Genomic DNA, 24,492 nt, shown 5'->3' on the forward strand with positions numbered 1-24,492 from the left:
ACGTGACGCGTGCTCTAGTCCGACTTCTCCCACTTGCGGAGCCGTTTCCGCACCCCCCTCTCTGAAAACGTTGCTCCAATTCGGCCAATTCGGACTAGAGAGCATATCCGATATGCGGGTGCTTCTGTAGTCCGACTATTTCGGACTGCGAAGCAAGGTTACTTGGCGATCGGCCGGCTTGGGCTTGGGTTGCAGCTATAGGGACATTCCGCTCAAACCCAACATACATGCCAACGAAACCAAAATGCCAACGAAACACCCCGGTCCTGGTTCGTATCCTTCCACTAAGAAACCCTCCACCGCTTGTCCTCGGCTAGCCTTAAGGCTGAATATAGGCCCTAGTTGTACAGATCTTGTACATCTGGGTGGAACGTTCGCTCGATAGCGATAGACACAGCAGTATTAACTAAACTTCGCCGTTTGAGACCCATTGCCGTGTGGGGAACGACTCGGCGAACAGGTGAGTAGTGGTTGCCGTCTGCGTACAGTCGAGAGTTTGTTATTAGCAACAGATAAAGTTAGTTTTATTTTTCGTCGTTTCCGCTGAAAATCACCACCACAATCACCACATGTGGTGATGCTGCCTCCCCACGTTCACCTGTATCTTTAGCTATGTAAGCAACACAACACGACAACTAGAAAGGAGGCCAAGAATGAAGGCAACACAAGGACTCGCTAACGAGCATCACGACGAGCTTGAACAATATGAATTCAGACTCAAGGGGCACCTGGATGCCCGGTGGATCACATGGCTGGAGGGGCAAAGCCTTTTCCACGAAAGCGACGGAACGACCACAATCATTGCTCATGTAGTCGACCAGCCGGCCTTACACGGAGTGCTGCGGAAAATTCGAGATCTCGGCGTGCCTTTGGTCGCGGTCAACCAACTCGTCGCAAACGAACACAACCACGCGAAAAAAGAGGAGACGAATCCATGAACACCAACCAACAAACCGCCGTTTTAAAAGGCAGCGAGCAGCAGCATACGACGAAACGAAGCGCCGCCCTGGTCTCGGCCCCATCACTCATCCGCAGCGCGGGATTAGCAGCTGTGGCGACCGGCATCCTATTCATTCTCATCCAGTTGATCCATCCAACCGACGTGCTGTCTTCGGTACACACCGCCAGATGGACTACCGTTCACTGCTTAGGCATCGCGATGTGTCTGCTCGGGCTGCTCGGCATTACGGGGATTTACGCCAGGCAAGTGAAAGAGACAGGTTGGCTGGGGCTGGCCGGCTATATTCTGCTAGGCTTGTTCTATACGCTTACCATGAGCTACCAGTTTATCGAAGCATTCGTGTTGCCCCCGCTCGTGGCCGAAGCGCCGCAGTTCACGCAAGGCTTTCTGGGTATCGCCGGCGGAACAGTCGGAGCGATGGATGTCGGAGCGCTCGAATCGATCTATATGGCGACCGGGGGGCTGTACTTGCTCGGCGGGCTGATGCTCGGCATCGCCACGTTCCGCGCCGGCATCTTGTCTCGCGGGGCGTCCGGCCTGCTGGCCCTCGGTACGATTTTACCGCTTCTCCTGTCCTCGCTTGTCCACCATCCCTACGATCGGCTGTTGGCCGTGCCGGTAGGAGTAAGCTTGGCTTGGCTGGGATACTCGCTCTGGACCGAGCGGCGAGAGAATGCCCGATGAACGGCACGAAGGTGAACACGCGGAACATCCACCCGACGACGGCAAAAGAGGGCTCCTCGGCCAAGCGGCTTATCGCAGCGCTGCTCCTGCTCAGCTTCATCCCGCTTGCCGCCGGCATGTTCCGCTTGATCTCATTAGCCGGCGGCGCGGAAATCACGCCGGCTAACGAGCGGTTCTTCAGCTCGCCACTACCGGTGGTGCTGCATATCCTGAGCGCCGGCATATACGCCGTCTTGGGCACGTTCCAATTCGCCCCGCGTTTCCGGAGGCGCAAGCCGGGTTGGCACCGCGTGGCCGGGCGGATCCTTGTAGGCTGCGGTCTGCTGGTCGGGCTTTCCGCGCTGTGGATGACTTTGTTTTATCCGATCCCGTACGGCGGCAACCTGCTTTATGTTTTGCGGCTGCTGTTCGGGTCGGCCATGGTTGCGTGCATCCTCCTCGGCTTCGCCGCGATTCGACGAGGAGATGTGGCCCGCCACCGGGCCTGGATGATACGCGGCTTCGCGATCGGGGTAGGCGCAGGTACGCAGGCGCTGACCTTGATGGCCGGGGAACTGATAGCCGGGCCGCCCAATGAACTCGGCAAAGCGCTGCTGAACGGCGCGGGATGGGCGATCAATCTAGCGGTGGCGGAATGGGCGATTCGCAGAAGAGGGGGACGATGTTATGAATGCAATCGTATTTGAGCGGTATGGACCGCCGGATGTGCTTCAGATGAGGGAGATCACCAAGCCGGAACCGCAAATAGGCGAAATCTTGATTCAAATCCAGGCGACAACGGTGACAGCAGGGGACTGGCGGATGCGCAAGGCGGACCCGTTCCTGGCGCGGCTGTTCAATGGGCTGTGGAGGCCGAAACGAGTCCGCATTCTGGGCTTCGAGCTGGCCGGTGTCGTCGAAGCGACGGGCCGAGGCGTTACTCGGTTCAAACCCGGGGATGCCGTATTTGCGGCATGCGGGACCGAATTCGGCGCTTACGCCGACTACAAATGCATGCCCGAGACCAACTGCGTCGCGCTCAAGCCGGAGAACATGACGTTCGAGGAAGCGGCTGCGGTACCGGTCGGCGCTCTGACGGCTTTGCAATTTCTGCGGAAAGGCAACATCCGGCGCGGCAGCCGCGTGCTCATCTATGGCGCATCCGGCAGCGTCGGCACCTATGCCGTTCAGCTGGCCCGTTTTTTTGGCGCGGAAGTAACCGGGGTGTGCAGCACGTCGAATGTGGAGCTAGTGAGGTCGCTCGGTGCCGAGCGGGTTATCGATTATTCGAAGGAGCGGCTCGAGGCGGACGGTCCGGCTTATGATCTCATTTTCGATACAGTTGGCAAAAGTCCCTTCCATGCTTGCGTCAAGCGATTGGCGCCTAATGGCTTCTACTTGCAAGCGTATCAAGTGAGCCCCTTATCGATTATTCGCGGGAAATGGGTGACTTGGACCAGTAACAAGAAGGTACTCGGCGGCTCCGTCATAGAAAACGTGGAAGACTTGAGCTATCTGAAGGAAATAATCGAGTCCGGTGCGCTGCGTTCGGTCATCGACCGCCGCTATCCGCTTGAGCAAGCGGCAGAGGCCCACCGTTTCGTGGAGCAAGGGCATAAGAAGGGGAATGTGGTGCTGAGCGTTAAGGCATGCCCCAAGGGAGGTGATGGCGCAGCGTTATTTGGCGGAAATCCGGAGGTTGGACAAAAATAAGGTGATGGCGGATCGTTATGGGTCGCTCAGGTTCCCCTTGCCCAACCGCCCAGATTCACCTATAATAAATCGTGTACGATTTATTATTACCTTGGAGTGGTGGTTTTTTTGAAAAAGAGCTTGAGTCGTTATGTGTTAACCGATGAAATTTATGCTTTGCTGAAGGAACAGCTGCTCAACCATCATATTGCGCCGGGCGAGAAGATCAATATCGATCAGCTGGGACGCGAGCTGGAGGTCAGCAACATCCCCATCCGGGAAGCCTTGTCCAGACTTACGGCCGAGGGTTTGGTGAGCATGGTGCCCTTCAAGGGCATGTACGCTACGGAGATTTCGCTGCAGGAGCTGGACGAGATTTTCGAGATTCGTATGGAGCTGGAAGGATTGGCGATCCGCAACGCCGCTGGCCAAATCCCGGCAGAGCTCCTGCACAAGCTGGAGCGGGACATGCAAGCTTGGTCCGGTCAACAGCCGAGCGGCAGCGAAGCCAGTGTGAAGCTCATCGCGGAGATGAACGACGGCCTGCATGGTTTGATCCTCGAGCACTGCAGCAACCAGACGCTAAGAAATTTGATCACCGTCTATATAGAGAGAATTCAGCGGTACTTGGCGTTTATTCATCAGGAGCTGAACCAGCACATAGTGAACGAGGAATGGGCCGAGCATATGGAGGTTGTAAAAGCTTTGTCCGCCGGCAAGGTGGGGGAGGCCGAACACGCTTTGCTGCAGCATCTCGCGAACTCCCATCAACGGACTCGGAATTTCTTTCACTAAATTTTTTTCGATTGAATCATACACGATTTACGATACATACAGAAAGAGGGCGATCTAGTGGCTTTATCCGGAAAAACCGCCATCGTAACCGGAGGCGCATCCGGCATCGGCGAGGCGATTGTGCGACTATTTGCTGCGCAGGGTGCGAATGTGGTAGTTGCAGATTGGAATGAGGAGCAAGCCGGCCTATTGGCCGAACAGCTGCAAGAAGATGGTTACCAGGCAACGGCAATCCGAACCGACGTGTCGAAATCCGACGATGTGAAGGGACTGATCCAACAAACGATACACCGCTTCGGTCAACTGGACGTGCTGGTGAATAACGCAGCGGTTATTCTGCCTAAGTTCCTGGAGGATATGGAGGACGAGGAGTTCGACCGGCTGGTCGGCGTTAATCTCAAGAGCGTGTACTTGACGATCAAACATGCGATCGGAGAGCTGCGGAAGACGCGAGGGTCGATCGTCAACATGGCTTCGCTTAACGGCTTGATCGGCCAGATAAGGAATCCGCTTTATGCGGCGACCAAAGGCGGGGTCATCGCGATGACCAAATCGCTGGCCCTGGATTACGCGGCAGACGGAGTGCGGGTCAACTGCATTTGCCCGGCCGGCGTATCGACCCCGCTCCTCGGCTTATGGATTCTGCAGCAGGACGACCCGGCCGCGACGATCCAGGCTTTGAATGAGATGCATCCGCTCGGCCGTCCGGCTACTCCGGAGGAGATTGCGCAAGCGGCGCTTTTTTTGGCAGGCCCTCAAGCCGGTTTCGTGACAGGTGTTGCGCTTCCCGTCGACGGAGGAGCCTCGCTTGGCTATTAATACATTTCACATCCCATACAAGTTGAGGAGAGGACGCAAATGAAAATTACCAAAGTCGAAAGCTTCATCCTGCACGTCCCGATTACGCCGCCGATTACGGATGCGATTAATGTGGCTACACACTGGGGATTGGCCGGCGTCCGCATTTATACCGATGAAGGCTTCGTGGGATACGGCTACACGGGCACTTGCGCGCATGGCGACGATATGATCGTGGATACGATCGATAAATACTACGCTCCTCTGCTGGTCGGCAAAGATCCGTTCATGGTGAGAGAGCTGTGGGACGAGATGCGGTTCGGCAAAATGCACTGGATCGGCCGCGCCGGCGTTACGCACATGGCGCTGGCCGCCGTCGACATCGCGCTGTGGGACATTATGGCGAAGGCGTCGAATAAGCCGCTCTGGCAATATCTCGGCGGGGCGAAGTCGAAGCGGATCAAAGCCTACAATACGAACGGCGGCTGGCTGAACTGGTCGAAGGAGCGTCTGATCCAGGATGTGACCGAGATCGTGGAGTCCGGCTTCACCGGCGTGAAGATCAAAGTCGGCAAGCAGGATCCCCGCGAGGACTATGACCGTTGCAAGGCGGTGCGCAAGGCGATCGGCGACGAGGTGATTTTCATGATCGACGTCAATCAGCAGTGGAACATCAATACGGCTATGACCTGGGGGAGGAAGCTGGAGGAGTTTGATCTGTTCTGGCTGGAGGAGCCGCTCAATCCGGACGACATCATGGGGCATAAGAAGCTTGCCGACGAGCTGAACGTGCCAATCGCGCTAGGGGAGCATGTGTACAACAAATATGCCTTCCGCGACTACATTCACCAGGGGGCCGTGGAATACTGCCAGGTAGACGTTACCCGTGTAGCCGGCATCACCGAATGGCTGCAGGTTGCCGGATTGGCGGCGTCCTATGATGTGCCGATTTGCCCGCATGTCGGGGATATGGGCCAGATTCATCAGCACTTAGTAGCGTCGACGCAAAATGCAATCATGCTCGAGTACATCCCCTGGATTCGTCACATCTTCGAGGAGCCTGCGACCGTAGTGGACGGGTACTATGTACTGCCGCAGCTGCCGGGAGCTTCCACGACCATCCTGCCTAACTGTTTTGAACAATATCGCGTGAGGTAGTTTAGCATAGGGAGCTGGCCACTACGGCAGCTCCTTTTTCTTATGAGCGATACCTGGTCAGAAACGTCCCGATCAGCTCATCCAGCAGCGGCTTGACCGCTTCCGTGTCGATGCCGTGCTGGAACAAAGCCGGCCAAGTCAAGGCGCCTTCGATCATCGCGTAGAACACCCTTGCGGCAAGGAGGGGATTGTCGATGCGGAGCTTGTTGTCCTCGTGTGCAGCCTGGAGCCACCGGATAAACGGTTCATGAGGAGAAGCGTATTTCGCCGTCGTCATTCTCGCATAGTCGATATCCCGAATAAAAACCGACGTAAGGACTCGCGATAAGCCAAGTCTTGAAGGATGGTTGATCAGATAGAGCTCGGCGTTGGCGAATGCCAATAGCTGCTCCTCTAAGGAGGCCGCAGAAGTATACTCGATTTGCTTCAGGAGAAGCTGATCCCTCAGGAAACCGGCCACTACCTCTTGAAACAGATTCTCTTTCGTCAAAAAGTGATTGTAAACGGTGCGTTTGGAAACCCCGGCCAGTTCGGCGATCCGGTCCATGCTTGCATTGTCGTAACCCATTTCCGTAAAAGCTTGCATGGCTCCCTGGAGGATCAATTCGTGCTTCTTGTTCGTATTTCTTTTGGAGGCAGCAGGTTTGACGTCCATTTGTCAGGAAATCCTCTCAAAATGTTAAATTAGTTAATTACACCGAATAGTGTAATTAAGCATTGACGATTTGTTATTTACACTGTAAAGTGTAACTAATGAAGAAGGAAATGACAACCCCTTGTCTTGGGTCCGGGAGGTCCGTATGGTTCAGACGCAGACGCATAGCAGAAACCATTTGTCACGATTGTTAGGAGCGGCTTTTTTAATCCAAGCCTTTACCTCGCTGATCAGTGGAGCGTTGTTCTTGAACCCGCTTGTCGATCCGGAGAATATTAAGGCGACGATGCTTGAAGTAGGCAGCCATGCGGGTCTCGTCCATGCCAGCCTACTTGGCGACACCGTAACAGCCATTGGGATTGTTTGGTTAGCGGCTATGCTCTACACGGTTGCCGGGCAGGCGAACAAAGGCTGGGCGCTTACCGCGCTAGGGCTCTACATCCTGGAGGCGGGCATCCTGATCGTCAGTAAGATCGCTGCTTTCGTCCTGCTGGAGATCAGCCAAGAGTATGCGGCTACCGGAGACCCGACCCTCGAGAGGCTGGCCGCTCTGGCGCTGGCGGCAAAAGATTTTGCGTACAGGCTGCATATTATTCCCTTCGGAATCGGCGCAATAATCTTCTATTATTTGTTGCTAAAGTCAAATGTAGTGCCAAGATGGTTATCCCTGTGGGGACTCACGACCGTCCCGCTCGTTTTATTCGGCGCGATCTGGATCACATCCGGCGCGTTTTTGCCCCCGGCCCTCCTTGCCTTAGCTCTCCCGTACGTCCCCTTCGAGTTTTTCGCCGGTATTTATTTGCTAGTCAAGGGCTTCCAACTACAACCCGGGAGGGATTGATCCGATGAAAGCGGTCGTATGCACCCAATATGGACCACCGGAGGTTCTTCAGCTGAAGGAGGTAATCAAACCGTCCCCCAGGCACGACGAAGTGTGCATCAAAATCCATGCTTCGGCAGTAACTGCGAGCGATATTTACATTCGGGGCTCGCAATTGCCGCTCCGGTTCCGGCTGCCGATGCGTCTGGCTTTGGGGATTACCAAACCGAGAAAAATATTGGGCATGGTGCTCGCCGGTGAAATCGAAGCCGTGGGCAAGGATATCAGTCGGTTCAAGCCGGGCGACCAAGTGTATGGGGTTACCGGATTTGGGCTCGGCGCTTATGCGCAGTACAAATGCATGAAAGAAACGGACTCCATGCACGGCTGTCTGGCTCAAAAGCCCGCAACGATCAGCTATGAAGAGGCAACTACTGCCGCCTATGGCGGACTGCTGGCGCTGCAACGTCTGGAGGAAGGGAATGTTCAGCCGGGACAGCGCGTGCTCATCTACGGGGCTTCGGGGACTTCCGGGACGATGGCCGTTCAGCTGGCTCGTTATTTCGGCGCTGAGGTGACGGGGGTATGCAGCACTCGGAATATGGATTTTGTCCGATCTCTGGGGGCGCATCAAGTGATCGACTACACCAAGGACGAATCTGCCCATCTCCTTACTTCTTATGACCTGATGCTCGATACGGCGGGAAAAGCCAAAACTTCCAAGCTCAAAGCGTTGTGCAGAGCATCGCTTGGCTCGATAGGGAAGTATATTTCCATCGATGACGGCAAATTGGAATTGAAGGCCGCTCGGCTCGAGACCATCAGAGAGGTGATCGATGCCGGCGCTATCAGACCGGTTGTCGACAGGACCTTTTCGCTGGATCAAATTGTAGAGGCGCATCAATATGTGGAACAGGGGCGCAAACGAGGCGGAGTAGCGATTACGATCGAGCATGAATCTCTTGGTTGACAGCCAAACCGATTTCGGGTTAAAATTTGAATACATTGTATACAGTGTATTCTATCATTTATCCATATAGAGCAATTGTGCCGATAGGGGAATCCGAAGTATCATAGTGGTGTAATCGCTGAAAGCATTGGAGAGGATGATCGGCATGCTGCTGCAATCGAAATCGACGCTGGATTCCACGGTGTACAATACCATTAAGGAAATGATCCTGGATCAGAAGCTGAAGCCCGGCGAGGCGATCGTCCAGAATCAGCTGTCCCAGTCGCTTGGCGTAAGCCGCACTCCGCTCCGCAAAGCGCTTGGCGAGCTGGAGAAGGAGGGGCTGCTGGAGAGCTCTCCGGTCGGCTGGTTTGTAAAAGAGTTTACAGTGAAGGATATGGTGTCGGTATTCGAAATCCGTGCCGTGCTGGAAGGTCTCGCATGCCGCCTGGCTGCCGGCAAGCTGCAGGCGCCGGACTTGATCTACTGGCGCACAATGTTCACGCAGGCTTATGAGGCCTATCGAACCGGGGAGACCGAGTCGTATTACAAGGCTGACGTGAAGTTCCACAATGCTATCATTGAGGCGGCCGGCGATCCGCTGCTGGCCAGGACGATCAGCGGGACGAGAATTATCGCTACCAGTCAGGTGCAAGGTTTGTACCGAGATCCTCACGAGACGTTCCACGAGCATCTGGCGATTCTGGATGCCCTGGAGGCCAAGGACGGGCTTCAGGCGGAAACGTTGATGAGAACTCATATTCAGAAGGCTGTGCCGTTCCTGCAATCCGGGGAATACCAAATCTACAAGTAACGATGCGGCGGTCGCAAGCGAGGACTGCTTGTGCGGAGGGAAGCCATGTCGTCATCGGCATTGAACGGATTGTTGATCGGAGCCGGGCATTTCGCCTCGATCCAGCTGGAGGCTTGGCAATCGGTGAACGGCGGTTCGATAGGCGGGATATTCAGCCTTGACCTGGAGGAGGCGGAGAAGCTCGCGAGGCGCTATGGGATCCGGGCGTACGCGAGCTGGGACGAGGCGATCGAGCGGCTGAAGCCTGATTTTATCGATATTTGCACACCGCCGGACTCGCACTATGCTTATGCCAAGCTTGCCGCCGATCTGGGTTTGCCGATTCTGTGCCAGAAGCCGATCGCCCCGACTATGGAGGAGAGCGAAGCCTTGGTAGCGTATTGCGCCGCCCGCCATGTTCCGCTCATGATCAATGAGAATTGGAGGTGGCAAGGCTGGTATCGGGAGATGAAGCGAATGATAGGTGTTGGCATGCTCGGCATTGTATACCATGTATACTTTGCGATGCGACCCGGAGACGGATGGGGCGACGCTCCTTATTCCGCCCAACCCTATTTTCGCCGAATGAACCCGTTCCTGATCTACGAAACCGGCATCCATTGGATCGATACGTTTCGCTTCTTGTTGGGCGACATCCACAGTGTGTACAGCCAAGTTCGGACGATCAATCCTGCCATTGCCGGCGAAGACTTGGCGGTCGTTCATTTTAACTTCAAGAGCGGGGCTATCGGGATTTATGATGCGAACCGAACCAGCTATATGGAGCAGGAGCGCTGCGATACATACGGCTATATGACGATGGAGGGGACGGAAGGCAAGCTCCGGTTGGATGAGAATGGCCGCATCCGTTACACGCCTCGCAACGGGACGGAATCTGAGCATGTATACCCGATCCCGGCTGGATGGAAGGGCGGTGGTGCGATCGGAGCCCAGCAGCATTTCATTGACGGACTGACGAGGGGCGAGCCGTTCGAATCGTCGGGCGAAGAATATATGAAGACCGTGCGCGTTGTGTACGCTTGCTATGAGTCCGCTGCCAAGCAACGAATCGTAACGATCCCATAAAAGGAAGCAACCATTTAAGAGGAGCGAGGGGGAAGAAGCTTGAGACAAACGGCAGTGACGTCGGTCGAAGATCGGTTTGCCATCAACGGAGAGCTTACGTACAAGGGAAGGTATTGGAACGGGATCCGCATCGAAGGCCTGTTGATGAACAGCAGGATGGTTCAGGGCATCTTCGACGACTGCAATCCTCTAACGGCGGGCAAATGGGCCTACCCTGATACAGGGATGTGGGACGCGGAGCGGAATACGGCCGAATTTCTGGAGCAGATGCCCGTATGGAGGGAGCACGGCTTATTGGCCTTTACGCTCAATCTGCAAGGGGGCAGCCCGGAGGGCTACTCGCAGACGCAGCCTTGGCACAATTCGGCGTTCGGTCCGGACGGCAGCTTGAAGGAGGCCTATATGGCGAGGCTGGAACGCATTCTGGATCGTGCGGATCAGCTTGGGATGATCGTTATTCTCGGTTACTTCTATTTTGGTCAAGACAGCCGATTCAATGGCGAACGGGCCATCAAGCAGGCGGCGGCGAATGCAACGGCTTGGCTCGCCCACAGAGGCTATACGAATGTAATCATCGAAGTCGCCAACGAATGCGACTACCCGGCCTACACGCAACCCATTCTGCGAGCGGACCGCATCCACGAGCTGATCGAGCTTGCACGCCTCGTATCTTCCGCGATTCGCCCGGGATACCGCCAGCTCATCGGCACCAGCTTCCGCGGAGCAACGATTCCCACGGACAATGTCATGGCTGTCGCGGATGTGCTGCTCATCCACGGCAACGCCGCTCCGATGGCATGGATCCCGGAACAGATCGAGATCATCCGGAGCAGGGCGGCGTATCGAGGCCAGCCGATCGTGAACAATGAGGACGATCATTTTGACTTCGATCAGGAGACGAACCATCTGATCCTCTCTATTACGGCTGGTGTTTCCTGGGGCTATTTTGACCCGGGTGTAAGCGATTACAGCCAAGGGTATCAATGTCCGCCTGTCCAATGGGGGATCAACACGGAGCGCAAGCGGCAGTTTTTCAACAAGCTGAAGGAAATAACCGGCATGGACGGAGTCGACTAGGAGGACCGGATGTATGGACTCGAATGATACGCTATGGCGCTACATAAGCAGGAATTCCGCCTTTTATGTCATGCTGATCCCAGGCGTGCTGTACTTTCTCGTGTTTAAGTACGCCCCTCTGCTGGGCAGCATCATAGCTTTCCAAGACTACGATATTTACAAAGGCTTCGCCCACAGCGAGTGGGTGGGGTTCCGATGGTTCTGGGAGTTCTTCACCTTCCCTCAGTTCCAGAGACTGCTCTGGAATACGATCGTGATCAGCTTTTATCAGCTTATTTTTGCCTTTCCCGCCCCAATTGTGATCGCCTTGCTGCTGAATGAGCTGCGCCATGTCGTCTTCAAACGCACCGTGCAGACCATTGTCTATTTACCGCATTTCTTATCCTGGGTCATCGTGGGCGGGTTCGCCTATATGCTGCTGTCGCCGCGAATCGGACTCGTGAATCAATGGATCATGGGGTTCGGCCAAGAGCCGGTACTGTTCCTGCAGGACCCGGCCTACACCCGCGGCCTTATCGTAGCCTCCGGCATCTGGAAGGAGATGGGCTGGAGCGCGATCGTGTTCCTCGCCGCCTTGAGCGGGATCAGTCCTTCCCTGTATGAAGCGGCCAAGATCGATGGAGCCGGACGATGGAAACAGCTGCTGCACATTACGCTCCCTGGACTGCTTCCCGTCATTATGCTGCTCCTGCTGCTCAAAATCGGGCATATCCTCGATCTCGGCTTCGAGCAAATCTATGTATTCCTGAATCCCATGACTTTCGAAACCGCCGATGTCATCGATACTTATACCGTGCGGATCGGCCTGACGAAAAATCAATACAGCTTGACGACAGCGATCGGGTTGTTCAAATCGGTAGTAGGCTTTCTATTGCTGATTGTCGCCAACCGGCTCAGCCGCTCCGCCACCGGGGAAGGACTTTATTAGACCGTTAGGAGGCTCAAGATGCGCATCAAAACATCCGCCGGCGAGAAGGCGTTCGATACATTCAACGTCTTGCTGCTGCTAGCCCTATGCGCCACCATTCTGATTCCTTTCCTCTTCGTCCTGGCCAGCTCGTTAAGCTCCACAACGGCGCTGATCCAGGGACGCGTAAGGCTGTGGCCGGTCGAGTTCAATCTGGACAATTACGCCATGGTCATGACCAACGCCGTTTTCTGGCGATCCTTTGGCATCTCGGTGCTGGTCGTAACGATCGGGACGCTGCTCAATATGTTCATGACGGTGGTGACCGCCTATCCGCTGTCCAGGCCGAAGCTGAAGGGGAAGAAGGCGGTGCTCCTCGGCATCGTATTCACGATGATCTTCCAGGCGCCGATCGTGCCGACCTACATCCTGGTCAAACAGCTGGGACTGCTGAATTCGATATGGGCGCTGATCATCCCGGCCGCTTTGAGCGCTTTCAATTTGCTCATTTGCCTCACATCGTTCCGCTCTTTGCCTGAAGAGCTGCTGGAGGCGGCACGCGTCGACGGCATGAACGAGTACCGCATTTTGTACCGAATTGTTGTGCCGTTGTCGATCCCGATTCTGGTCACGCTCATCCTGTTCTACGCCGTAGGCCATTGGAACAACTATTTCGCTCCTCTCTTATATATCACCAAGTCCAGCATCCGGCCGCTGCAGCTGTACCTCTACAACATCATCGCCCAGTTCAACATGAGCGACACATTCCCGGAGGCGCTCGACGCGGCGCAGAAAGTATCGCCCCAAGGCTTGCAGATGACGGTCATCATCGTCTCCTCCTTGCCGATTCTGCTCATCTATCCGTTCATCCAGAAGCATTTCATCAAGGGGGCCCTGTTGGGCTCGATTAAAGAGTGAGATGTCTTGCCGTACCAGCGGCAATTCTTCTAAAAACACAATTAGGGGAGGTTCTAGCAAGATGAAACAGTCTTATGGAAAATGGGTTGGGGCGGCGACGATTGTCGCCATGCTGACGGTCACCGGATGTTCAGGGAAGGGGGAGCCGAGTGGTTCCGCAACACCGGCTGGCGGCACGAATGCGTCAGTTCAGCCGACCGCATCCGCAAGTAAGGAACCGGCTGCGATTAAGATGTTCATTTCGGACTTCGGGAAGGAGACGCCGGCCAAGGACAATCCGTTCCTGAAGCACATGCAGGACAAGACGAACACCAAGCTGGACATTACGTTTCTCCCCCATGGGCAATACGCGGATCAGCTCAAGCTGAAATTCGCGGCAGGCGAATTTCCCGACGTGTATATGAATTTCTCGGGACCGGAGGCGGACTTGATCGGCAGCGGCAAAGTGCTGGAATTAAACGAGCTGATCGACAAATTCGGCCCGAACCTGAAGAAGCACATCCCCAAGTCGGCTTGGGACGCGGTGACGCAGAACGGCAAAATACTAGCGATTCCTCAACCGAACACAACCTCCGGCAATGTCATGTTCGTGCGCAAGGATTGGCTCGACAAGCTGAATTTGAAGGTGCCGACGACATCCGACGAATTGCTGAACGTCCTGCGCGCATTCCGGGACGGCGATCCGAACGGCAACGGCAAGAAGGATGAAATTCCGTTCTCGAGTCGGGAAAAGTTTTCTTGGTCGGAAAATATTTTCGGTATGTGGGGAGTCAGCTCCACCTGGCATGAAACGTACTTCAATAATGAAGTGCTCTTCGCCAACCTGACGCCGAATATGGCCAAGGGCGTCGACTTCATGCGCACGATGTACAAGGAGAAGCTGCTGGACGCCGAATTCCTGTCGAACACCAAGGCGATCTGGGAGCAGAAGGTCAAGTCGGGCCTTGTAGGCATGTGGAGTCACGTGCCGGATCAGGCATGGCAATGGCAGCTCGACGTGACGGCGGGAGCGACCGGGCAGAAGCCGGACATTATCGCCTTTCCGACGCCGCATGGAACCGGCTATACCGGACCGGTCGGCTCGCGCTGGAACCCGGTTACGAAGACGTACATTTTGTTCAAATCGACTAAAAATCCTGAAGCCATCATCAAATATTTCGACTGGCTGGTCAGCGATGATGGCCAAATTTTCACATCGCTCGGAATCGAAGGGACAACGTTCAAAAAAGAGGGCGACAAGCTCATATTCGATACGGCTAAGCTGAAGGACGTGGAGTTCCTGACCAACATGTTCCAGATGAACGGCTACAACGAGAAGGTGCTCCAGGCGAAAAATCCGGAAGCGGCAGCATTCGGCAAAATCAAGACGGCGCTGGATATCGTCAGCAAGGAAGGCTTCGTCAACGAAGCGGTGGGGATGCCTCCCATTGCGAACGACTACAATATGCACACCATGTTCCAGGAGAAAGCGGCCAAGATTGTGGTGGGCAACGATCCGATCGAGTCGTTCAACGAATTCGTCTCGACGTGGCGGAAGCAGAACGGCGACAAGCTGATCAAGGAAAGAACCGACTGGTACAACCAATTCCGCAAAGCAAAATAAAGCGGGCGGCAGCCAGGAGACACGACCATGGTCCACACCATATGGCTGGTCCGGCACGGCATGCGGTTGAACTTCGAGAATCCCGATTGGGAGAAAACAGCCGAACGCCCGTATGATTCGCCGCTCTCGGCGACCGGTCACCGGCAGGCGGCGGAGACAGCCTTTTATTTGAAGAATAGAGCAGTTCGGCATGTATTCGCTTCTCCCTTTTACCGGACGCTGCAAACCGCTCATGCCATCGCGGAGGAGCTGGAGCTGCCCCTGCTTGTCGAACACGGGTTTTATGAATGGTTGAATCCCGCTTGGATACCCGAATTGCCGGAGATCGTCACCCGTGAGGAGGCGCTGGCCGAGTTTCCGCGAATCGATTCTGCTTACCGTTCCTACTCCGGTCCAGGATACCCCGAGGAGGAGGAGGATGTGCATGTATATCGACGGGTCAAACCGGCCATCGAGCGAATCATTGAAGACTATGAAGGCTCGATCGCCATTGTGGGACATGGAGCCTCCATGCATCAGACAGCGAGAGCGCTTGTCCAACCGTTGAACGGGTTCAACCGCAAGATGTGCGCCTTGAATCGGTTGGAGAGGCAGCGTGACGGCTGGCGGCTAGTGTATGCTTCGACGGCTCATTTGAGCGTCAGCGAGATGTGAGAAAGGTTACATTTTCCGTTCGGACGCGCTTAATGTTGTATACAATGTGTACATTGAGGCGAGGCAGAAGCAAGGGATCCAGCACCGATTTGAGCGGGTACGGTATGACCTGCGGCTTCGAGCGGGATTCCCGTCCCGAACGGGGCGGCGTTAGGTAAAGGCGCTTACGAGTACTGATTTGCACGGCTAGTCGGGAGAGGACAGCGAGCTGGGGCTGTCCTCTTATTCTGTTAAAAATACTTGTTGCATACATTGTATACAATGTGTACAATTTAGCTAGATGTTTTTGAGAGGGGCCGATCGCCATTCGCATCATTGATACCCATGTTCATTTAGGCAGTTCCAAGTTCTCAGGGGTGTGCGCTTCCGAAGAGGCCATTCTGCAAGCGATGGATCGTTATGGAATTGAAGCCTCGCTCGTTATGCCTCAGCCCACCTTGGAGGATATCCCTTCCGTGCATCGACGCATTGCCGCATTATCTCAGCGCTGCCGAGGACGTATCCATGGAATGGCGAGTTTGGACCCCTGGCTGGAAGAAGCTGCCTACATCAGGCAGGCCGACGTTTGTTTCCGGGAATACGGCTTTGTAGCGTTGAAGCTGCATCCGCTCGGTCATAACATTTCTCCGCTGTCGCCCTTGTGCGAGAAGGTGTATGAAACGGCGAGAGCCTATCGCGTTCCGGTTCTGGTCCATACCGGAGTGGGAGCTCCGAATGCGCTGCCGTCCCTGATGATCGACCCGGCCAAGCGCTACCCGGATGTGGAGTTTGTTCTCTGCCATGCCGGCTTCGCCGTGTATTCGGATGAGGCGATTGTGGCGGCCAAGTACTGCGACAATATCGTCCTGGAGCCATCCTGGTGCCAGACGTACATGATCAAGAAGATGGTCGATACGATCGGGGCGGCACGCGTGCTTCTCGGCTCCGATCATCTGACCAATTTGCCGGTTGAGCTGGTGAAGTACCAGTCGATCGGCCTGTCCGAAGCGGAATTGGAAGCTATCTTTTTTCACAATGCAAACCGGATATTCAACCTTCAATTATAACGAGCGGCGGGGAGTGGGAGCAGGTGGCGGTATACAAAATAGCGTTATTGCCCGGAGACGGGATCGGACCTGAGGTGACGGGCGAAGCGGTGCGCGTGCTCGGGGAAATCGAGAGGCGATATGCCGACTTGACCTTTGCGTTGGAGAGCTTCGACGCCGGAGCGGAACGGTTCATGCGTACGGGTGTGGCGATGCCGGAGGAGACGTTCCGGCATTGTCGGCAGGCGGATGCGATGCTGATGGGAGCGGTTGGCCTTCCGGAGGCGCGGCATCCGGACGGCCGGGAGGTGAATGGGGACGTGATTTTCCGGCTGCGCTTCGATCTCGATCTGTATGCCGGGGTACGGCCGGTCAAGCTGTATAAGGGAGTTCCCAGTCCGCTGCGGGATGTATCCGGGGGCATCGATTATGTAATCGTTCGTGAAAATGTCGAAGGGCTCTACGCATCCAGGACAGGGGGCTGCAACGTTCGGGGGGAAGTGGCGACGGATACGATCATCATGACGCGGACGGGCATTCAGAAGGTGTCGCACTTTGCTTTTAGGCTGGCGCAGAAGCGATTCGGAAAGGGAAGGCCGTTGGATGGGAAATCGATGGTGACGTGTGTGGACAAGGCGAATGTGCTAAGCTCTTATGCGTTTTTTCGCAGCGTGTATGACGAAGTCGCCTCCATGTACCCTCGTGTCGACCGGGATTACGCCTATGTAGATGCGATGACGCTATATCAGGTGATGCAGCCGCATCATTACGATGTTGTTGTGGCGGAGAACATGTTCGCCGACATTATCTCCGACCTGGCATCCGCTACGGTAGGCGGGTTGGGGATGGCGCCTTCCGGCGATATCGGCGACCGACACGGGCTGTTCCAGCCCTCGCATGGAACGGCCCCTTCCTTGGCAGGGCGCGGAGTCGCCAACCCGCTCGCCACTATTTTATCGGCGGGGATGATGCTCGATTGGCTGGGGGAGCGCCACGGGGATGAGCGGCTGACCGATGCGGCCGTGCGCATCGAACAAGCGGTGATGAAGGTGCTGGAGGAAGGCGTAGCCGCCACTTCGGATATCGGGGGAGCGTCACGAACTTCGGATGTCGGGGATGCGGTCGTGCGTTGCCTGCAGGAGCTGACGGTCCGCTAATGGAAGAGGGCGATACGATGGCGATGGGACGGATGGAGCGAGGGGACCACGAGCAAGGGCAATGGGATCACGAGCAAGGGCAAGAGGAGAACAACCAACTGCAAGGAGATCGCGACCAACTGCAAGGGGACCACGACCGGCGGCTTGTCGTTATTCTGGATGATGATCCGACGGGGACGCAGACTGTCTCCGATGTGCAGGTTATCCTAACGCCTGACCGGGAGGCTTATCGCGCCTTCATCCGCAGAGGCGTGCGGGCGGTGTATGTGCTCACCAACACGAGAGCGATGCCTGAGGACGAAGCTCGCCGGTTGGTCGGCACAATTCGCTCGGAGATGGAGGAGGAGGCTGCGGAAGCTGGAGTACGGGTCACCTTCGTGTTAAGAGGGGATTCCACATTGCGCGGGCATGTGTTTGCCGAGATCGACGAGCTGGCAGGGGCGAATTCGGTTGCCTTATTCGTACCGGCCTTTCCGGAGGGAGGAAGGACGACCGTTGGCGGCGTTCATTACTTGCAGCAGGAAGGCGTGAAGGTGCCGGTCTGTCGGACGGAATTTGCCAGGGACGCGGTGTTCGGGTACCGGAGCGAACGGCTGGCCGACTGGTCGATGGAGATCCGGCATGGGCGACCCGCCGTGACGATCCCGTTGGAGCGGCTTCGGGCGGATGGCGCGATAGCCGTGGCGAGGGTGCTGTTGGACGCGCCGCACGGGTTCGTCGTCATTCCCGATGCGGAGACGAGCGAGGATCTGGAACGGGTCGCCGCCGGCCTGCAGCTGGCGGAAACGGCGAGGCGCCATGTGGTCGTGCGCTCCGCCTCGTCCTTTGCCGCTATACGGGCGGGGCTGCGCGGCAGGGATGCGGTGCTCCCGGCGCGAGCCGAGCAGCTGCTGATCGTCTGCGGCTCCCATACGGCCGCGAGTACGAAGCAGCTGAATCGTCTGGCGGAGGCATGGTCGCTCGCGCCGGTCGTTCTGCCGACGGCGGGGATCGTCGGCTCTGATAGGGAAACGGCGCTCGCCGCTGCCGAGGCAGCCTTGCGCGACCAACTAGGGAATCGGGGGGTGGCGGTCCTGGCGACGGAGCGAATTCGGCAAGAGGGGGATCAGTCCTTGGAGACCGGGAAGCTCGTGATGAGTGCGCTAACAGATGTGGTCCGGCGTGTAGCGCGCGAGGCGGATGCCATTGTCAGCAAGGGCGGGATCACATCCGCTCAAATCGCAACCGACGGCCTTGGCGCGCGAACGGCGTTCGTGCTGGGACAGCTGGAGGCGGGCGTGTCTCTGTGGGAGTTGGACGTTCCCGGGCGAGGAGCCTTTCCTTATGCCGTAATTCCAGGTAATGTAGGCGATGAGGGGACTTTGTTGCGGATTGTGGAGCGATTTCGAAGAAGGACCTGAACGGACGAGGTGGTCCGGCAAAATGAGGAGGGAGTGTTTCAAAATGAAATTTGTGCGATTCCGGGATGAAGCGGGTTGGATCAGGCAGGCTTGGGACGATGGAGGAACGCTTAGAGAAACGGAAGGGGATTGGTTCGGGAGCTGGCAGGAAACCGGCCGGACCTTCCGCCTGGACGAGGTGAAGCTTATGGCGCCGCTCGTGCCGGGTTCCATCATCGGCATCGCTTACAATTATGCCCCGAACGGACAAGTGAAGCCGGACCGTCCCGAGATGCCGGTGTTTTTCCTGAAGCCCGGATCGACGGTTATCGGTCCGGAGGAGCCGATTCATATTCCGTCCGTTCTGGAGGAAGTGAAGTTCGAATCGGAGCTTGTCGCGGTGATCGGAAAAACGGCGCACAACGTGGACGAGTCGGAAGCGCTCGAGTATGTGTTCGGATATACGATCGGCAACGATGTTACGGCTCAGCAGCTATTCCACCCATCAGGGCCTTGGTTGCTGGGCAAATGCAGCGATACGTTTATGCCGCTGGGCCCGGCGATTGTGACCGATCTCCAGCTGGAGCAGGTCAGGGTCCAGTCTCGGTTGGACGGTCAACTCAAGCAGGACGCACCGCTGGAACGAATGATCCTGGACATTGCCGGTCAGATTGCTTATTTATCTCGACTGATGACGCTCAGGCCAGGCGATATCCTGCTGACCGGAGCTCCGGACGGCGCGGGGATGATGAGACGCGGAAGCACGCTGGAATGTTCGATCGAAGCCATCGGGCGGCTTAACAATCCGGTTCGATAACAGACGAACAATCAGCGTCAATGTTTCCGCGCGGTGGCGGTCGCGTTCGGGTCGAACTGACGGTTATCCCCAATGTCGGCGAAGTTTGCCGGGGCCGGCTCCTTTAACTTCAGACGAGCCGCTCGGGCAATGATGACCGCCAATTGCAGCGCGGGTCAATCGGGCGCCGGAGCGGAACGTCTGATCCTCGAAGCCGCCGAGCAAGCCCGCGGCGCGCCGTGCTTGTATCGCCGTTTGACCGAAGCGACGAAGCGAATCGCTCAAGCGTCATCGGGCAAGAGGCGCGGCATCTGGCCGCCCTGAGCCGGCAGCAGCAGCTCCTGGGGATAACGCCAGGCAGGGGATCGGGCAGCATCGGCCTGGGTCTGTCGATTATGCAGAAGATTGACCATCTCCACGAGGAGACTATCGAAGTGGAGAGCGGTCCGAATAGAAAAACGGAGTTTCGGTTGCGGATCCCGGACGCATGAATTCCAAACATTAGGTGATGCTATATTTGATGATACGCATTCAAAAAACGCGCATTTTATGGTATAATTTAATTAAATACTGTGGAAAAGGAGGTGAATAGGGATGATGACTCGTCATAACTCTTTCAATCGCTTCTTTTCGCTGATTATATCCGTGGTGATGTTGTTGTTCGCGACGCCTACCCCGAGTATCGAAGGCAGTCTCGCCGAATCCAGCCGTGCCGGTTCGTGGGTTATTCAAGGCATGGAGTTTCTGAGCCACAAGTCGACGGCGCGCAAGCAAACTTCTACCAACGATCACGTCCGGCTTCCAGCTTATTTGGTTGTGTTGTCGGCGCTGTTAGCCTCTCAGCTGCTGGCCATCCGCCGACTGCGTTCCGCGGTTCCCCCTGCCGTACATCCTCTGATCGCACGCCGCATGGCGCGCAGCAGTTTTTTAACCTCGATTGCGTTTCAATCCCAGTACGTTTAACCTCCCTCTGAGCAAATTCTGCCTTTCTGCCCTTTTGCCCTTTTTAACCAAATGAACTTCTGCTTTTCTGTCCTTTTGCTTTTTTTCTGCTAACTAAAATTCTGTCTCTCTGCCCATTTTCCTAAATTCCCTGTTCCTTACCCTTGTTCAAAAAAAAACGAGGAGCCGAGGCTTATTTGCTGCTGCCAGAAATCGCTCCTCGATCAGGAGGACCTACTGTATGAATATTCGTGAAATCGATTTGCCGGGAATCGGAAAAAAATATCAGCTGCTCGTGCGGGACGGAAGCAAGCTCGTGCTTGTGGTTCATGACGACGGCCGGCGGGAATGCTACCACTTCGAATCCCCTGAGGCGCAGGAAAGCTTGTCCAGCGTCACCCTGGATGATGACGAGGCGCGGCTTGTAGCCGGCATTCTCGGGGGCATGACGTATAAGCCGAAGGCGCTGTTGCCGATTGAGATGGCGCTCGACGAGCTCGTTCTCGAATGGTACCGGGTCGAGCCGGATTCCGCCTGCGTCGGCCGCACGATCGGCGAATTGAACGTTCGGCAACGATGCGGAGCGACAATTCTTGCTTTGCTGGAGAAGAACAACGGGACCAGACAAATCAATCCGGGTCCGGAAGTCGTGCTGACGGCGGATTGTACGCTTGTAGCGGCCGGCGAGAGGAGGCAGCTACTGCTGTTCAAGTCCATTCTCAAGAATGGAGTTGAATGAGCCTATGGACCATCTTGTATTCGAAATCGGAGTGGCCATCGCCCTGATCGCCATGGCAGGGTTGTTGTCGGCCAAATTGCGGTTTTCGGTCATCCCGTTCTACATCCTGATCGGCATGGCCGTAGGCCCGCATTCGTTCGAGTGGTGGCACATCGACCTGCGGTTCATCTCCAGCGGTCCGTTTATTGAGTTTTTGGGCCGCATAGGCGTGCTGTTTCTGTTGTTCTACTTGGGCCTCGAATTTTCGGTTGGCCGGCTTGTCAAGTCGGGGCGATCGATCGTAGTCGGGGGCACGATTTACATTCTGATCAATTTCACGCTGGGGCTGGTGTTCGGCTACGCGGCTGGACTGCCGCTGCTCGAAATATTGGTCGTGGCCGGCATCACGACGATCTCCTCAAGCGCGATAGCGGCCAAGGTGCTCGTCGACTTGAAGCGGACGGCGAATCCGGAGACCGAGATGATTCTAGGGATTATTATGTTCGAGGATGTGTTTCTCGCCATCTACATCTCGATCTTGTCCGGGCTCGTACTGAGCGGCTCGACCTCGCTCGGCGGGATTCTGTTGTCCGCGAGTATCGCTCTCGGCTTCATGCTGCTGGTCCTGATCGTCGGCCGGCGGGCCGTTCCGCTGCTCAATCGGCTACTGAACATCCGGTCCAACGAGCTGTTCATGCTCGTCATCTTTGCGCTCCTGTTCATCATCGCCGGCTTCTCGGAGACGATCCATGTTGCCGAAGCAATCGGCGCCCTGCTCGTAGGGTTAGTATTAGCGGAGACGGAGCATATGAAACGGATCGAGCATCTCATCCTGCCGTTCCGTGATTTCTTTGGGGCGATTTTCTTTTTCAGCTTCGGACTCACCATCGATCCTTTATCTCTCGGCGGGGCGGTTGGTTTGTCCATTGTCGCTGTGGTCCTGACTTTAATCGGAAACTTCGCCGCAGGGATGTGGGCCGGCAAGAGTGTGGGGCTCTCTTCGAAAGCATCGGTCAACATCGGGATGACCATCGTAGCTCGAGGAGAGTTCTCGATCATCATGGCCGGTCTTGCCAAAACCGGCGGCCTGCTCCCGATCTTGCAGCCGTTCACCGCCCTCTATGTGCTCATTCTGGCGGTAATCGGTCCGTTGCTGACGAAGGAAACGAAGTATATCTATAAGGGTATGAATCGTTTGACGAATTGGATAGGTCGGCGCTCTCCCAAACGCGGATCGGAGCGGTCGACCTCCGGAGATTGATTCCAACCGAAGGAGGAATCGAGATGAAGCGAGCCCACGATGATTCTACGTGGAAGAGGAGGCTGCGCATTCAGACGGAGCAGCCGGAAGCGGTAACGGCCATCCTGCGCAGTAGAACCGGTACAACCGTTCACAACATAGCCGGTTTACGCGGGAGGCATTCACTGGAAGTTGTGTTATATCGGCTGGAGGTACAGGAATGGATCGAGCGCATTTTGCGAACGGATCCGGTTGCCGTCCTCGATGTGCTGCCATACCAGTCAATGGAAGATTTCGCGAGGCCGGGAAGTAAGCGGCACCCGCATGAGCATGTTAAGGATGTTTCCAAGTATGGGAACGAGCTGCGGTAGCGACAGACTTCATCGTCCGAGCTGCTACAAAATGTGATATTGTTGTACTACTGGCAATTACAATCCGGTAGTACAGGAGCGTGTTAGAGTGGAAAAACCAAGGGGATCTTATCCAAGTGTGAAGGAAATCGAAAATTGGGTACAATCGATCTGGGCGTTGGCGGACGCAACCGAATGTCAGACGGAGGTCATACACCTGGAGGATACGCCAAGCCGGCTGGGGGTTCATCATTACGATCATGAATTCCAATTCGTGAAGCTGACCCCACCGTCCGGACTCGATCCGTTCTACATCTATTGGCAGCCCTGCTCGGATCGGCAGGCGCCATTGCTGGTGCATGTGCCGGGATACGGCGCGGAGATGAGCACCCATCCGGAGTTTGTATCGCAAGGCTTTCATGTGCTGCATATCTCACCGCTTGGATATACCACCCCATGGGGGAGGGACGAAAGCAAGCGCCGCAACGCCGATTGGCCGGTTTTACCCGATACGGTGAGCAGCGGTGCAGAGGGCGGCTATCGAGTTTGGCTGGCTAATTGCCTTATGGCAGTCCGCTGGGCGCAAAGCTTGCCGGTTGTGCTCCCGGATCGGGTCTCCTTCTTCGGCTCGAGTCAGGGAGGCGGAGGAGCGCTGCTGCTGGGATCGTTGTATCAAGGCCGGGGTGTGCAATGCGTGGCGGCGGACGTGCCGTTTCTGACCAACTATCCTCTTGCTGACGGGCGCGGAGCGTATCGGAGAGCCGTACAAGGGTTGGAGGAATCGGCCAACAGGGAGGAAGGGTGGAAAGCGCTCGGGTACATCGATACGCTGTCCCATGCTCATCGGCTCGATATTCCGGTGCTCCTCACCTCCGGAGAGGCCGATACGGCTTGCCCGCCCGACACGATCGAGACGCTGTATGAACGGCTGCCGGGCACGCGATCCATCACCTTTCTCAAGGGTGGAGTGCATCGGTATACCAAGGAGTTCGTGGCGCTCGCGTCCGCCTGGTTCCGATTGTATGCTTAATTGTATGCTTAGCACGAATGCTTGGTTCAAATGACCCGCAAGAAGGGCACTTTTACAGTGTCTATCTTGAGAATATAGAAAGTTTAAGTGCTTTACAGTACTAAAGCGTGAGGGGGAGGCTTGCCAAGCGTGGTTGGGGGTATCTGCATCCATGGTGCCACCTCGCGGCATCGTTGTCTCTAGTCCGATTTTTTCGGACTGCATCCCGCGTTCGGGGGAGGGGACAGGTTGACAAGGAAACCGTCTTCAAGGCGAAAGATTGGTGGAAACGGGGACAGAGAATGAAAGTTGGCTAATAGTAAACGAAAGTTTTACAGCGTTTTTCA

General features: G+C 56.0%; 28 protein-coding genes. 27 read left to right on the plus strand and 1 reads right to left on the minus strand.

Annotated elements, in window-relative coordinates:
• Nucleotides 1-653 precede the first annotated feature (653 nt).
• From PKO02S_RS16080 to PKO02S_RS16110, 7 genes are all read left to right on the plus strand, one after another.
• Nucleotides 654-938, plus strand: a complete 285-nt coding sequence (locus PKO02S_RS16080) for a DUF8691 family protein (RefSeq protein WP_127584622.1) — start codon at nucleotides 654-656, stop codon at nucleotides 936-938.
• On the plus strand, nucleotides 935-1,645 hold the full coding sequence (locus PKO02S_RS16085) for a hypothetical protein (protein ID WP_246067057.1): 711 nt from the start codon (nucleotides 935-937) through the stop codon (nucleotides 1,643-1,645). Before PKO02S_RS16080 ends, PKO02S_RS16085 begins: the two co-directional genes overlap by 4 nt.
• The gene (locus tag PKO02S_RS16090) at nucleotides 1,597-2,331 is read left to right on the plus strand and encodes a DUF2306 domain-containing protein (protein WP_218033936.1); all 735 of its coding nucleotides are present in this window, start codon (nucleotides 1,597-1,599) and stop codon (nucleotides 2,329-2,331) included. The genes PKO02S_RS16085 and PKO02S_RS16090 overlap by 49 nt, the downstream gene beginning before the upstream one ends.
• Complete coding sequence (locus tag PKO02S_RS16095) at nucleotides 2,312-3,337, plus strand: NAD(P)-dependent alcohol dehydrogenase (protein ID WP_127584624.1); 1,026 nt, start codon at nucleotides 2,312-2,314, stop codon at nucleotides 3,335-3,337. The genes PKO02S_RS16090 and PKO02S_RS16095 overlap by 20 nt, the downstream gene beginning before the upstream one ends.
• 108 nt (nucleotides 3,338-3,445) lie before the next feature.
• Entirely contained in the window at nucleotides 3,446-4,111 is a 666-nt protein-coding gene (locus PKO02S_RS16100; RefSeq protein WP_127584626.1) for a GntR family transcriptional regulator, read from the plus strand.
• Between the two features lie 57 nt (nucleotides 4,112-4,168).
• Entirely contained in the window at nucleotides 4,169-4,930 is a 762-nt protein-coding gene (locus tag PKO02S_RS16105; RefSeq protein WP_127584628.1) for an SDR family NAD(P)-dependent oxidoreductase, read from the plus strand.
• A gap of 39 nt (nucleotides 4,931-4,969) precedes the next feature.
• Entirely contained in the window at nucleotides 4,970-6,067 is a 1,098-nt protein-coding gene (locus tag PKO02S_RS16110; protein WP_127584630.1) for a mandelate racemase/muconate lactonizing enzyme family protein, read from the plus strand.
• A gap of 40 nt (nucleotides 6,068-6,107) precedes the next feature.
• On the opposite strand, the gene PKO02S_RS16115 is transcribed toward PKO02S_RS16110, so the two are convergent.
• Complete coding sequence (locus PKO02S_RS16115) at nucleotides 6,108-6,722, minus strand: TetR/AcrR family transcriptional regulator (protein WP_127584632.1); 615 nt, start codon at nucleotides 6,720-6,722, stop codon at nucleotides 6,108-6,110.
• A 145-nt stretch (nucleotides 6,723-6,867) separates the two neighbouring features.
• Here PKO02S_RS16115 and PKO02S_RS16120 point away from each other — a divergent pair, with 145 nt between their 5' ends.
• The 20 genes from PKO02S_RS16120 (at nucleotide 6,868) to PKO02S_RS16210 (ending at nucleotide 24,166) form a co-directional block, all read left to right on the plus strand.
• Entirely contained in the window at nucleotides 6,868-7,563 is a 696-nt protein-coding gene (locus PKO02S_RS16120) for a DUF4386 domain-containing protein (protein WP_127584635.1), read from the plus strand.
• A 4-nt stretch (nucleotides 7,564-7,567) separates the two neighbouring features.
• Nucleotides 7,568-8,512, plus strand: coding sequence for an NAD(P)-dependent alcohol dehydrogenase (locus tag PKO02S_RS16125; protein ID WP_127584637.1), 945 nt, complete (start codon nucleotides 7,568-7,570; stop codon nucleotides 8,510-8,512).
• A 145-nt stretch (nucleotides 8,513-8,657) separates the two neighbouring features.
• On the plus strand, nucleotides 8,658-9,305 hold the full coding sequence (locus tag PKO02S_RS16130; RefSeq protein WP_164821486.1) for a GntR family transcriptional regulator: 648 nt from the start codon (nucleotides 8,658-8,660) through the stop codon (nucleotides 9,303-9,305).
• A 45-nt stretch (nucleotides 9,306-9,350) separates the two neighbouring features.
• The gene (locus tag PKO02S_RS16135; protein ID WP_127584641.1) at nucleotides 9,351-10,370 is read left to right on the plus strand and encodes a Gfo/Idh/MocA family protein; all 1,020 of its coding nucleotides are present in this window, start codon (nucleotides 9,351-9,353) and stop codon (nucleotides 10,368-10,370) included.
• Nucleotides 10,371-10,409: 39 nt separating this feature from the next.
• Nucleotides 10,410-11,447: a hypothetical protein gene (locus PKO02S_RS16140; protein WP_127584643.1), complete on the plus strand. Its 1,038-nt coding sequence runs from the start codon at nucleotides 10,410-10,412 to the stop codon at nucleotides 11,445-11,447.
• A 13-nt stretch (nucleotides 11,448-11,460) separates the two neighbouring features.
• Nucleotides 11,461-12,375, plus strand: a complete 915-nt coding sequence (locus PKO02S_RS16145) for an ABC transporter permease (protein ID WP_246067062.1) — start codon at nucleotides 11,461-11,463, stop codon at nucleotides 12,373-12,375.
• Between the two features lie 18 nt (nucleotides 12,376-12,393).
• Entirely contained in the window at nucleotides 12,394-13,272 is an 879-nt protein-coding gene (locus PKO02S_RS16150; protein WP_127584645.1) for a carbohydrate ABC transporter permease, read from the plus strand.
• 61 nt (nucleotides 13,273-13,333) lie between these two features.
• Nucleotides 13,334-14,875 (plus strand): extracellular solute-binding protein, encoded by a 1,542-nt coding sequence (locus PKO02S_RS16155; protein WP_164821487.1) that lies wholly within the window; start codon nucleotides 13,334-13,336, stop codon nucleotides 14,873-14,875.
• Nucleotides 14,876-14,902: 27 nt separating this feature from the next.
• Nucleotides 14,903-15,529: a histidine phosphatase family protein gene (locus tag PKO02S_RS16160; protein WP_127584649.1), complete on the plus strand. Its 627-nt coding sequence runs from the start codon at nucleotides 14,903-14,905 to the stop codon at nucleotides 15,527-15,529.
• A 422-nt stretch (nucleotides 15,530-15,951) separates the two neighbouring features.
• A complete protein-coding gene (locus PKO02S_RS16165; RefSeq protein WP_281280438.1) occupies nucleotides 15,952-16,575 on the plus strand; it encodes an amidohydrolase family protein in 624 nt (207 codons plus the stop codon).
• A 23-nt stretch (nucleotides 16,576-16,598) separates the two neighbouring features.
• Nucleotides 16,599-17,711, plus strand: a complete 1,113-nt coding sequence (locus PKO02S_RS16170; RefSeq protein WP_127584653.1) for an isocitrate/isopropylmalate dehydrogenase family protein — start codon at nucleotides 16,599-16,601, stop codon at nucleotides 17,709-17,711.
• Complete coding sequence (locus tag PKO02S_RS16175) at nucleotides 17,711-19,111, plus strand: four-carbon acid sugar kinase family protein (protein WP_127584655.1); 1,401 nt, start codon at nucleotides 17,711-17,713, stop codon at nucleotides 19,109-19,111. Before PKO02S_RS16170 ends, PKO02S_RS16175 begins: the two co-directional genes overlap by 1 nt.
• A gap of 43 nt (nucleotides 19,112-19,154) precedes the next feature.
• A complete protein-coding gene (locus tag PKO02S_RS16180) occupies nucleotides 19,155-19,907 on the plus strand; it encodes a fumarylacetoacetate hydrolase family protein (protein ID WP_127584657.1) in 753 nt (250 codons plus the stop codon).
• 72 nt (nucleotides 19,908-19,979) lie between these two features.
• Nucleotides 19,980-20,210, plus strand: coding sequence for a hypothetical protein (locus PKO02S_RS32415; protein ID WP_164821488.1), 231 nt, complete (start codon nucleotides 19,980-19,982; stop codon nucleotides 20,208-20,210).
• A complete protein-coding gene (locus PKO02S_RS33895; protein ID WP_373865213.1) occupies nucleotides 20,126-20,377 on the plus strand; it encodes an ATP-binding protein in 252 nt (83 codons plus the stop codon). Before PKO02S_RS32415 ends, PKO02S_RS33895 begins: the two co-directional genes overlap by 85 nt.
• A 103-nt stretch (nucleotides 20,378-20,480) precedes the next feature.
• Entirely contained in the window at nucleotides 20,481-20,849 is a 369-nt protein-coding gene (locus tag PKO02S_RS16190; protein ID WP_127584661.1) for a hypothetical protein, read from the plus strand.
• Between the two features lie 220 nt (nucleotides 20,850-21,069).
• Entirely contained in the window at nucleotides 21,070-21,567 is a 498-nt protein-coding gene (locus tag PKO02S_RS16195) for a cation:proton antiporter regulatory subunit (RefSeq protein ID WP_127584663.1), read from the plus strand.
• Nucleotides 21,568-21,571: 4 nt separating this feature from the next.
• On the plus strand, nucleotides 21,572-22,807 hold the full coding sequence (locus tag PKO02S_RS16200; protein WP_127584664.1) for a cation:proton antiporter: 1,236 nt from the start codon (nucleotides 21,572-21,574) through the stop codon (nucleotides 22,805-22,807).
• 23 nt (nucleotides 22,808-22,830) lie between these two features.
• Entirely contained in the window at nucleotides 22,831-23,157 is a 327-nt protein-coding gene (locus PKO02S_RS16205; protein WP_127584666.1) for a hypothetical protein, read from the plus strand.
• A gap of 88 nt (nucleotides 23,158-23,245) precedes the next feature.
• Complete coding sequence (locus PKO02S_RS16210) at nucleotides 23,246-24,166, plus strand: acetylxylan esterase (RefSeq protein ID WP_127584668.1); 921 nt, start codon at nucleotides 23,246-23,248, stop codon at nucleotides 24,164-24,166.
• The last annotated feature ends 326 nt before the right edge of the window (nucleotides 24,167-24,492 follow it).

The organism is Paenibacillus koleovorans NBRC 103111 (assembly GCF_004000845.1).
Lineage (GTDB): Bacteria > Bacillota > Bacilli > Paenibacillales > NBRC-103111 > Paenibacillus_AA > Paenibacillus_AA koleovorans.